At 72.2% G+C, this 11072-nt stretch carries 8 protein-coding genes, 1 tRNA gene and 1 pseudogene; 6 read left to right on the top strand and 4 right to left on the bottom strand.

The genetic code is table 11. The features are described from left to right. Positions 1-620 (bottom strand): annotated as a pseudogene (locus tag AC07AZ_RS13875) (SCO7613 C-terminal domain-containing membrane protein); the annotation flags it as partial. Between the two features lie 110 nt (positions 621-730). Here AC07AZ_RS13875 and AC07AZ_RS13870 point away from each other — a divergent pair. Then, positions 731-1189 carry an SRPBCC family protein gene (locus AC07AZ_RS13870; RefSeq protein ID WP_478847187.1) on the top strand — a complete coding sequence of 153 codons (459 nt, stop codon included), beginning with the start codon at positions 731-733 and terminating at the stop codon, positions 1187-1189. A gap of 39 nt (positions 1190-1228) precedes the next feature. Further along, a tRNA-Val gene (locus tag AC07AZ_RS13865) sits at positions 1229-1300 on the top strand. Between the two features lie 70 nt (positions 1301-1370). Here the strand turns inward: AC07AZ_RS13865 and AC07AZ_RS13860 are convergent. Then, positions 1371-2099 carry an exonuclease domain-containing protein gene (locus tag AC07AZ_RS13860; protein WP_478847185.1) on the bottom strand — a complete coding sequence of 243 codons (729 nt, stop codon included), beginning with the start codon at positions 2097-2099 and terminating at the stop codon, positions 1371-1373. A 168-nt stretch (positions 2100-2267) separates the two neighbouring features. Here AC07AZ_RS13860 and AC07AZ_RS13855 point away from each other — a divergent pair, with 168 nt between their 5' ends. The 4 genes from AC07AZ_RS13855 to AC07AZ_RS13840 all read left to right on the top strand — a co-directional run bounded on the left by AC07AZ_RS13855 (position 2268) and on the right by AC07AZ_RS13840 (position 6795). Then, on the top strand, positions 2268-2834 hold the full coding sequence (locus AC07AZ_RS13855; protein WP_478847183.1) for a DUF4365 domain-containing protein: 567 nt from the start codon (positions 2268-2270) through the stop codon (positions 2832-2834). Then, a complete protein-coding gene (locus tag AC07AZ_RS13850) occupies positions 2831-4045 on the top strand; it encodes a hypothetical protein (protein ID WP_478847181.1) in 1215 nt (404 codons plus the stop codon). Before AC07AZ_RS13855 ends, AC07AZ_RS13850 begins: the two co-directional genes overlap by 4 nt. Before the next feature lie 91 nt (positions 4046-4136). Next, positions 4137-6113 carry a threonine--tRNA ligase gene (gene thrS / locus AC07AZ_RS13845; protein WP_478847179.1) on the top strand — a complete coding sequence of 659 codons (1977 nt, stop codon included), beginning with the start codon at positions 4137-4139 and terminating at the stop codon, positions 6111-6113. A gap of 121 nt (positions 6114-6234) precedes the next feature. Continuing rightward, the gene (locus AC07AZ_RS13840; protein ID WP_478847177.1) at positions 6235-6795 is read left to right on the top strand and encodes an HIT family protein; all 561 of its coding nucleotides are present in this window, start codon (positions 6235-6237) and stop codon (positions 6793-6795) included. A gap of 98 nt (positions 6796-6893) precedes the next feature. On the opposite strand, the gene AC07AZ_RS13835 is transcribed toward AC07AZ_RS13840, so the two are convergent. Next, entirely contained in the window at positions 6894-8555 is a 1662-nt protein-coding gene (locus AC07AZ_RS13835) for a hypothetical protein (protein ID WP_478847175.1), read from the bottom strand. A 232-nt stretch (positions 8556-8787) separates the two neighbouring features. Further along, positions 8788-10983: an elongation factor G-like protein EF-G2 gene (locus AC07AZ_RS13830; RefSeq protein WP_478847173.1), complete on the bottom strand. Its 2196-nt coding sequence runs from the start codon at positions 10981-10983 to the stop codon at positions 8788-8790. Between the last annotated feature and the right edge of the window lie 89 nt (positions 10984-11072).

Below are 11072 nucleotides of genomic sequence, written 5' to 3'. Positions count from 1 at the left end.
CGCGAACCTCCGCCGGCCGCCACCACCAGGAGCACCGTGGGGGGTGAGGGAAAGACCAGGGGGGCCGGGATTGGCGGCCGCGGGGGGGCCGGGCCCGGCCGCGCCGCGAGCGCCATGCCGTACGCCGTCCAGGCCGCCGCCAGCACGGTCGCGGCGGCGGCCGAGCAGGTGACGCCGTCCGCCGCCGGGAACACCGCCCCGCGCAGCGCGTACGCGTCCAGCACCGTCAGGGCCAGCCCGAGGCCCGCGACCGACTCGGCGGTCGAACGCAGCCCCCTGCGCAGCAGCGCCACGGGCGCGCCGAGCGTCGCCAGCGTGACCGCGCCGAGCACCACGGACCGGCCGGCGATCCCCAGGTGACCCCAGCTGACCAGGGTGAACACCATCGCCGCCACGGTCAGCAGGACCCCGCCCAGCAGGAGCAGGACGTTCTGCACACCCGGCGCGGTGGTCTCCGGACGGGGCGCCGCCGCGGGCGCCGGCCCGTTCGGCCGTACCGGCTGGAGCGAGGTCAGCAGCCAGGCGCGGCGGGCCAGCAACTGGGCCCGGCGGGCGTCCAGTTGCCGCAGTTCGGCGTCGAGGAACCGCAACTCCTCGGCCGGGGGCGGAATATGCGTCATGCCTCGCAGCGTGGCCCGCGTCACGTCGTAGGGCATGAGTGCGCGTACTCAGACCGTACTCAACCCGTCCGGACGGCGCGGTTCGGGCCCGTGCGGGGCACACTCGGCACATGGACCGGACCCGTTACCGCTTCCGCAGCCTGTGGGCCCTGCCCGCGCCGCCCGCCGCCGTGTACGCCGCGCTGGAGCGGGCCGAGGACTACCCCCGCTGGTGGCGCCAGGTGCGTGAGGTGCGCCGCACCGACGACACCACCGGGATCGTCCGCGTCCGCTCCCTCATCCCCTACGACCTCACCTTCACCGCCCGCGAGGCACGCCGCGACCCCGCCGCCGGGGTCCTGGAGATCGCCATGTCCGGTGACCTCGACGGCTGGGCGCGCTGGACGGTCGTGCCGCACGGCACCGGCAGCCTCGCCCGCTACGACCAGGCGGTGGAGGTCCACAAGCCGTCGCTCAGACGGTTCGCGACCGTGGGACGGCCGTTCTTCCGCGCCAACCACTGGCTGATGATGCGGTCCGGGCGGCGCGGACTGGCGGCCTGGCTGGGGGACGGGCGAGGAGCGGTTTGAAGGAAGGCCGCGGGGACCTGTATTGTTCACTGCGTTCCCGGGCGATTAGCTCAGTGGGAGAGCGCTTCGTTCACACCGAAGAGGTCACTGGTTCGAACCCAGTATCGCCCACCGGGAAGGGCCGGTCCGCAGCAGCGGACCGGCTTTTTCGCGCCGCCGTACGGCCGTGACGCTCGTGCGGTCACGCGGCCGCCGCGGGCAGTTCCGGACGCAGCGGCCACGCCGTGTCCACCACCTCGTCGGTGCCGCTGCGCGCGAACCACGCCTGCAGGCCGCGCGCCTGCGCCGCGTGCCACACCTGCTGGAGGGTGTGCAGCTCGGCCGGCGACAGCCGCTCCAGCCGGGTCGCGAACCGGCGCCCGACCGCGCGGACGAGGTCGAGCGAGGCCAGCGCGTCGGCCCCCGCGTCGTGCGCGCCGTCCAGGACGACGCCGTAGTGCTCGCACAGGTCGGTCAGGGTGCGGCGGCCCTTGCGATAGCGGTCCAGATGCTTGTCCAGGACCCGCGGATCGAGCACCCAGAGCGACGACGCCTCGAACCAGTGGTCCAGGGACGAGGCCCGATGGCGGCGCAACTCCCGGTCCAGCAGCGTCAGATCGAACGGCGCGTTCATCACCACCAGCGGACGGCCCGCCGCGGCCTGCTCCGCCAGCTCCCGGGCTATCTCGTGCATCACCGGCGCGGGCCAGCGGCCGTTGCGCTGGAGGTGCTCCTCCGTCAGGCCGTGCACCGCCGTCGCCTCGGCGGGCACCGGCACACCGGGGTTCACCAGCCACCGGCTGATCCGCGGCCGCGTGCCCGGGGCGTCCTGGACGACGACGGCGGCCGACACGATCCGGTCGGTCTCGACGTCGACGCCCGTGGTCTCCGTGTCGAAGGCGGCCAGAGGGCCTTCATACCAGCACGTCATCACCATGCAACTCCTCGTCAAGCCACCGCAGCTGACGCTCCGTCTTCTGCCTGTTTGGTGATACCCGGGCTGTTTGCGCCGTACGCCGGAAGGACACAACAGAAGTACGGGTCTTTGCAGTTCAGCGGCTCATTACGGGGATTCACACAGCGGGAAAGGCTGTTGGTCATGGCGATAGCGCAGCCCGAGCGGGGCGGGCTGCTGCCCGAACGGACGGCACCCCAGCGCGGCTCACTCGCCACCACCGCCTGCATGGAGACACTCCAGGTCGGCTATCTGCACGCGGTCGCCGCGGCCGCGGGATGCTCGCTGTCCCAGCCCTTCCCGGACAACGGCATCGACTGGCACGTCAGTCACGGCTCCCCGGGCCACACCGTCGACGACGAGGTGACCATCAAGGTGCAGCTGAAGTGCACCTACCAGATCGCGCCGAACCCGCCGGGCCGGTTCTTCTCCTTCACGCTCGACAACGCCCACCTGGCGAAGCTCGCCCGCACCCCGGTCTCGGTGCACAAGATCCTCGTCGTGATGCTCGTCCCGCGGTCCCAGGACGACTGGCTGCGCGCCAGCCACGACCGGCTCGACCTGCGCCACTGCTGCTACTGGATCAACCTCGCCGGCCACCCGGTCACCGGCCGGAACCGGACCACCGTGCGCATACCGACCTCGCGCGTCTTCGACGACCGCGCCCTGTGCGAGATCATGACGCGGGTCGGGACGGGAGGCAGACCATGACCCACCGACCACTGCACGAGCCGCTGCGGGCCGTCAGGCCGCACCCCGACGAAGCCGCCTGGGACCGTCCTCCCGAGCCCGGCGGGGTCGACCCCGTCGTGCTCGCCGCCCTGCTGCGGCGGCACGGCTGGCAGCGGCGCGGGGGAGCCGCCGGACGCTACGGCCGCTGGACCCCGCCCGGTCCCGGCGGCGGCGGAACCAGCCTGCTCGTGCCCGAGAGCCGCGCCTTCCCCGACAGCGACGACCTGCTCGGCGAGGCGCTGGTCGCCCTCGCCCGCAGCGGCACGCCCTCCGCCCGCGAGGTGCTCATCGGGCTCGCCGTGCCCAGCGACGAGATCCGCTGGTGGCGGGACACACCGGCGGGACCGGCCCCCGCCGCGCCCTGGACGGTCGAGGAACAACTGCGCACGGCCGCCCGGCAGACCCTGCTGGCCGCCGCGCTCGCCACCCGCGCCCGGGCCGGCTACTACGGCGCCCGGTACCGCGGGGCCGCCGCCGCGTCCCTGGAGAGCGTGCTGGTCGGGGCCTCGGCCGGCGGCCACGGCCTGACCGCCTTCGTGCCCGTCGCCTCCGGGCGGGCACTGGCCGTCCGTCTCCACCAGGCCCTGCACGCCGCCCGCGAGGCCGTCGACTACCAGCGGGCCACCGGCGGAATGGACGCCTTCGACGGGGCCGTCGCGGCGGGCGTCAGCCGCGAACTCACCGAGGCCCTCGTCACCCTGGTCCGGGGCACCGAGGGCGCCCGGATCGCCGTCGCGTGGGCGCCGTCCGCGGGCGTCCCCGAAGACTGCGCCGCCGCCGGACCCGTCGAGTTCTCGCCCGGCGACCTGCCGGCACTGCGCGAGGCCGGCGCCCGCTACCTGCGCGAGGAACCCTCCGTGTCCGTGCGGATCACCGGCGCGGTGGTCCGGATGCGCAGGTCGGGGCCGCGCGGCGAGGGCCTGGTGCGGCTGCGGGTCCTGGCCGGCGCCGAGGTGCCGCACGTGCGGCTCACGCTGGACGAGGAGGCGTACCGCATCGCCGGCCACGCCCACCTCGTCGGACTGCCGGTGCGGGTGCACGGCCGGCTGGAGAGCCGGGGCGGCTTCCGGCGGCTCACCGGAGCCTCCGGCGTCGTCCCCGTGCAGGTGGACGAGGCCGAGCGGGACCGCCTGATGAAGTCGCTCCAGGAGAACCTCGACTTCTTCGAGGAGGCCTGCGGCGGGGAATGATTTCGCGGTGGGCCGCCCCGGGTCGGTACGATCCGGTATTGCGTGCGCTCTCGGTACGGCGCCGCGCCCACCCTGCAGTCAGGAGAGACCGGTGTCAGACGTCCGTGTGATCATCCAACGCGATTCCGAGCGGGAAGAGCGCACGGTGACGACGGGCACCACGGCCGCCGAGCTCTTCGCCGGCGAGCGCTCCGTCATCGCCGCGCGCGTGAGCGGAGAGCTCAAGGACCTCGCCTACGCCGTGCGGGACGGCGAGACCGTCGAGGGCGTCGAGATCTCCTCCGAGGACGGCCTGAACATCCTGCGCCACTCCACCGCGCACGTCATGGCCCAGGCCGTGCAGGAGCTGTTCCCCGAGGCCAAGCTGGGCATCGGCCCGCCGGTCAAGGACGGCTTCTACTACGACTTCGACGTCGAGCGGCCGTTCACGCCCGAGGACCTCAAGGCCGTCGAGAAGAAGATGCAGGAGATCCAGAAGCGGGGGCAGCGGTTCGCCCGTCGCGTGGTGAGCGACGAGGCCGCCCGCGAGGAGCTCGCGAACGAGCCCTACAAGCTGGAGCTCATCGGCATCAAGGGCTCGGCCTCCACCGACGACGGCGCGGATGTCGAGGTCGGCGGCGGCGAGCTGACGATCTACGACAACCTGGACGCCAAGACCGGTGACCTGTGCTGGAAGGACCTCTGCCGCGGCCCCCACCTGCCCACCACCCGCAACATCCCGGCGTTCAAGCTGATGCGCAACGCGGCCGCCTACTGGCGCGGCAGCGAGAAGAACCCCATGCTCCAGCGCATCTACGGCACCGCGTGGCCGACGAAGGAAGAGCTGAAGGCGCACCTCGACTTCCTCGCCGAGGCCGAGAAGCGCGACCACCGCAAGCTCGGCAGCGAGCTCGACCTGTTCTCCATCCCGGAGCAGATCGGCTCCGGCCTCGCCGTCTTCCACCCCAAGGGCGGCGTCGTGCGCCGGGTCATGGAGGACTACTCGCGCCGCCGGCACGAGGAGGAGGGCTACGAGTTCGTCTACACCCCGCACGCCACGAAGGGGAAGCTCTTCGAGACCTCGGGCCACCTGGACTGGTACGCCGACGGCATGTACCCGCCCATGCAGCTCGACGAGGGCGTGGACTACTACCTCAAGCCCATGAACTGCCCGATGCACAACCTGATCTTCGACGCGCGCGGCCGCTCCTACCGTGAACTGCCGCTGCGCCTCTTCGAGTTCGGCACCGTGTACCGCTACGAGAAGTCGGGCGTCGTGCACGGCCTGACCCGCGCCCGCGGCTTCACCCAGGACGACGCGCACATCTACTGCACCCGCGAGCAGATGGCCGACGAGCTCGACAAGACGCTCACCTTCGTCCTCAACCTGCTGCGCGACTACGGTCTGACCGACTTCTACCTGGAGCTGTCCACCAAGGACCCGGAGAAGTTCGTCGGCTCCGACGAGGTGTGGGAGGAGGCCACCGAGACGCTGCGCCAGGTCGCCGAGAAGCAGGGCCTCCCGCTGGTCCCGGACCCGGGCGGCGCCGCCTTCTACGGCCCGAAGATCTCCGTCCAGACCAAGGACGCGATCGGCCGGACCTGGCAGATGTCGACCGTGCAGCTCGACTTCAACCTGCCGGAGCGCTTCGACCTGGAGTACACCGGCCCCGACGGCACCAAGCAGCGCCCGGTCATGATCCACCGCGCCCTGTTCGGCTCGATCGAGCGGTTCTTCGCGGTCCTCCTGGAGCACTACGCGGGCGCGTTCCCGGCGTGGCTGGCGCCCGTCCAGGCGGTCGGCATCCCGATCGGCGACGCGCACGCGGACTACCTGCACAGGTTCGCCGCCGAGGCGAAGAAGAAGGGGCTGCGGGTCGAGGTCGACTCCTCCTCGGACCGCATGCAGAAGAAGATCCGCAACGCCCAGAAGCAGAAGGTGCCCTTCATGGTCATCGCGGGCGACGAGGACATGTCGAACGGCTCGGTGTCCTTCCGCTACCGCGACGGCTCCCAGGAGAACGGCATCCCCTTCGAGGCGGCCATCGCGAAGATCGCGCAGGTCGTCGAGGACCGTACGCAGGTCTGATCCGCGCCACGCGGCCCGGGGCCCGGGGAGTTCCGAACTCCCTGGGCCCCGCGCCCGCCCGGCCTCCCCGGCCCCGGGCCCCCGGCAACCCCACCCACACGGTGTGGACGGGCGAAGCCATATGCTGCATGGCATGACGAGTGAGCCGGAGCAGCAGTGGGGAGTGGGGACGCAGGACGCGTTTCAGCGTCTGTGGACGCCCCACCGGATGGCCTACATCCAGGGTGAGAACAAGCCGACCGGCCCGGGTGCCGACGACGGCTGTCCCTTCTGCTCGATCCCGGCGAAGTCCGACGAGGACGGGCTGGTCGTGCGCCGCGGCGAGCAGGTGTACGCGGTGCTCAACCTGTACCCGTACAACGGCGGCCACCTGATGGTCGTGCCCTACCGTCACGTCGCCGACTACACCGACCTCACCGAGCCGGAGACCGCCGAGCTGGCCGCGCTGACCAAGCAGGCGATGTCGGCCCTGCGGACCGCCTCCGGCGCGCACGGCTTCAACATCGGCATGAACCAGGGGTCGGTGGCAGGCGCGGGCATCGCCGCCCACCTCCACCAGCACCTCGTGCCCCGCTGGGGCGGCGACACCAACTTCATGCCGGTCGTCGGCCACACCAGGGTGCTGCCGCAGCTGCTGGCGGACACCCGCAAGATGCTGGCCGACGCCTGGCCGACGGGCTGAGCGCTGCGGCGGGACCGACCGCGGCCGTTCCGGGCCGCGGGGAGCGTCGTTGGGATCAGGCGGGGCTTCGTAGGCCCGCCTGATCCACGCGGCAGGTCCTACGCGTCGTACACGTCCGCCTTCCGCGGCGAGGTGTCCTGCACCGCCGTGGAGAGGAACGCCGAGCGGTTGCCGAACTTCTCCGTGTCCACGCCGTTCTCCTCCAGCACCCGGATCGCCGCCGAGTGCACCACGCGCAGCACCGGCGTCGCGGCGCGCAGGGCGTCGTCGGCCATGAAGCGGTGGCGCCAGGGCTGATCGGCCCAGGCGTGCCGCAGGCCGAAGGGCTCCGGCAGACCTATCGAGCCGCCGAGCCAGTTCAGCAGCGGCGGGTACCAGGTCAGCGGCGCGCGGACGGCGAGTCGTACCACCTCGTTCGTGCTGACCAGCGGCAGCTTCACGGTGCGGTTCTCCCACGGCTTCAGCGACTTGGCGACCTCCCGGGTCGGCGCCTCCGGCTTGGTGGTGAACAGCGGGTTCACCGGCCCCAGGGCGTGCCCGGTGACCTCGATGCGCAGGGTCGCGTGCAGCACGGTGACGGTGATCATCATGGTGATGATCAGCTGGCCGTCCCACAGCGTCCACTGCACGCCGAGGTAGTGCCGGTCGCCGGCGCCGAACTGCTGCTTGTTGCAGATGTCCTGTATGGCGTGCGACTTGACCTGGTACGCCTCCACGTCCGTGCCCTCCGGGCGGGACACCGCCTTGGCGTTCTCCCCGATCGGCGTGACGATCCAGTGCCGTATCGACGCCTTCGGGAAGCCGCCGGTGTTCAGCGGGCCCCGCTCCAGCATGCGCAGCTGGTCGTGGATCGACCGGATGACGTCCCAGCTGCGGAAGGGGTGGATCTCCCGGGTCGGGTCGGCGGCCACCAGGTCCTCGGCGAGCTGCCAGGAACCCCACCGGGTGCCCATGCCCAGGATGCCCTTGGGGCCGGCGTAGAAGACGGAGTTCGACTGCTGCTCGGCACTGAGCTTGGCGAGGGACTGGCGCAGCTGCTCCGCCGCGGTCTCCCGCGGGCTGCTCGGCACCGCCTCGGGGACCTTGGCGCCGACGCTGCTGCCCGAGAGCAGGCTGTCCCAGCGCCCGCGCAGGTCGGCGGCCGTACGCTCACAGATCCGCCGGGCCCACAGCCAGCCGAGGACGGGCATGACGACCGAGGCGCGCGCATACCACCCCCAGAAGCCGGTGAACGGCATGCGGAGCAGGAAGAGCACGGCGAGCGCGCCGAAGGCGACGAGCAGGGTGGTGCCGAGCGCGGAGGCGCGCCTGTCGTCGCGCCGGTCGATGGCCGCGCGGGTCTGGAAGATCAGCAGCCAGACGAGGAGTCCGGGCAGGAACAGCAGACCGCACAGCAGGGTGACGATCATCAGCCGGTTGTCGCGGTCCCTGCGGATGTTGTTGGCCGCCAGGCAGTGCTCGACGACGGCCTGCGGCTCGGCGCCGAAGGACTGGATGAGCGGCTTGCGGCCGCCGCCCAGCATGCGGGCCACCACCGCGGCGGAGAACGCCTCGCCCAGGTTGGGCCGGAAGATCTGGGCCCACCTGCGGCCGGGGTTGACGGTGGACTGGTGCCACTCGTTGTCGGCCTTCTTGATCTCCTGCACCGGGCCGTCCCGGTAGGCCGCCGAGGCCAGCGCGAAGGTCGCCGTCTGTCCCTCGTCGCCCGTACGCGGCACCTGCGGCCCGAAGATGTCCGCGTAACCGCCGTCAACGGTCATTCCCGCCCCCGATCGCCGCTGCTCTCGCTCCTGCGGCTTTCCCGACTTCCCTGCCCCGCACACCTGTTGATCAACTGGTAGTGACGAGCCGGCCCTCCGTCGAGTCACCACCCGATCAGGTGATCAGCGTATCCGCAGGCACGGGCGCGGTGTCGGCGGACGGCCCGAACCGTCCGCCGATCCGGCGGCGCCGGCGCACACCGGCCCCCCGTTCCCCGCCGGGCGCCAACTCTCAGGCGCCGCGCGCGTCTTCGCGGATCCGTTCCGCGACCTGCGGTGGCATCGGCTCGTGCCGGGCGTAGCAGCGGTCGAAGCGGGCGGTCCCGTGCGACAGCGACCGCAGGTCGACGGTGTACCGGCCGATCTCGATCTCCGGCACCTCGGCCCGCACCAGGGTGCGCCCGCCGCTGGTCTGCTCGGTGCCCAGCACCCGGCCGCGCCGCCCCGACAGATCGCTCATCACGGCGCCCACGTACTCGTCGCCGACCAGCACCGTCACCTCGGCCACCGGCTCCAGGAGATGGATGCGGGCGTCGGCGGCGGCCTCCCGCAGCGCCAGCGCGCCGGCCGTCTGGAACGCGGCGTCCGAGGAGTCCACCGAGTGCGCCTTGCCGTCCAGCAGCGTGACGCGGACGTCGATGAGCGGATAGCCGGCGGCAACTCCCCTGGCCGCCTGGGTCCGTACGCCCTTCTCGACCGACGGGATGAACTGGCGTGGCACCGCGCCACCGACCACCTTGTCCACGAACTCGATGCCCGAACCGCCCGGCAGGGGCTCCACCTCGATCTCACAGATCGCGAACTGCCCGTGTCCGCCGGACTGTTTGACGTGCCGGCCGCGCCCCGCCGAGCGGTCCGCGAACGTCTCCCGGAGCGAGACCCTGTGCGGTACGACGTCGACCTGGACGCCGTAGCGGGTGCGCAGCCGTTCCAGCGCGACGTCGGCGTGCGCCTCGCCCAGGCACCACAGGACCACCTGGTGGGTGTTCTGGTTCTGTTCCAGCCGCATGGTCGGGTCCTCGGCCACCAGCCTGCCGAGCCCCTGCGAGAGCTTGTCCTCGTCGGCCTTGCTGTGCGCCTGGATCGCCAGCGGCAGCAGCGGGTCGGGCATCTCCCACGGCTCCATCAGCAGCGGGTCGTCCTTGGCCGAGAGGGTGTCGCCGGTCTCCGCCCGGCCCAGCTTGGCCACGCACGCCAGGTCACCGGCGATGCAGTGGCTGAGCGCCCGCTGCTGCTTGCCGAAGGGCACGGACAGGGCGCCGACGCGCTCGTCCACGTCGTGGTCCTCGTGGCCGCGGTCGGCGAGTCCGTGCCCGGAGACGTGGACCGTGTCGTCGCAGCGCAGGGTGCCGGAGAAGACACGTACGAGGGAGACCCGGCCGACATACGGGTCGGACGCCGTCTTCACGACCTCCGCCACCAGCGGACCGTCCGGATCGCACGGCTTCAGCTCGCGCGGCTTGCCGTCGAGGGTGGTGACGCCGGGCGCCTCCCGCTCCAGCGGGGTCGGGAATCCGCCGGTGACCAGTTCGAGCAGCTCGACCGTGCCCAGCCCCTGCCGGGCGCCCTCGGCCGCGGGCGCGGCGGCCAGCACCGGGAAGAAGACCCCGCGCGCCACCGCCCGCTCCAGGTCCTCGACGAGCGTCCGCACGTCGACCTGTTCGCCGCCGAGGTAGCGGTCCATCAGGGTCTCGTCCTCGCTCTCGGAGATGATCCCCTCGATCAGCCGGTCGCGGGCCTCCTCGATCAGGGGCAGCTGGTCCTCGCCCGGCTCTGACTCCTCGCGCTGTCCGGTGGAGTAGTCGAAGAGCTTCCGCGACAGCAGCCCGGTCAGCCCGGTCACCGGCGCGTGTCCGTCCGGCGCCCGCGGGCCGCGCAGCGGCAGGTACAGCGGCAGGACGGCGTCGGGGTCGTCCGCGCCGAACGCCTCCGCGCAGATCCGCGTCATCTCCTCGAAGTCGGCCCGGGCCGCCTCCAGGTGCGTGACGACGATCGCCCGCGGCATCCCGACGGCCGCGCACTCCTCCCACACCATGCGGGTCGAGCCGTCCACCCCGTCCGAGGCCGACACGACGAAGAGGGCCGCGTCCGCCGCTCGCAGACCGGCCCTCAGTTCCCCGACGAAGTCGGCGTACCCGGGGGTGTCGAGGAGGTTGATCTTGATCCCGCCCCATTCGACGGGGACCAGGGACAGCTGCACCGACCGGTGCTGCCGGTGCTCGATGTCGTCGTAGTCGGAGACGGTGCCGCCGTCCTCCACGCGGCCCGCCCGGTTCACCGCTCCCGCCGTGAGGGCGAGCGCCTCCACCAGGGTCGTCTTGCCGGATCCGCTGTGGCCGACCAGCACCACATTCCGTACGGACGCGGGGTGGTCGGCCGCCGTAGCCCTGCCGGCGGCTCCGGGGTGTGTGTTCGCCTTGTCGCCCATGGCCTTGCCTCCCGTGCACGGTGAGGTCACTGTGGGCGCGGGCACACGGCTGCCTCCCCGGACCGGGTCCGGACCGGTGGCGGCTCCGG

It is taken from the genome of Streptomyces sp. NPDC043878 (assembly GCF_056435735.1).
The sequence above is the reverse complement of the archived record's forward strand: the minus strand, read 5'-3'. Positions and strand labels throughout refer to the sequence as shown.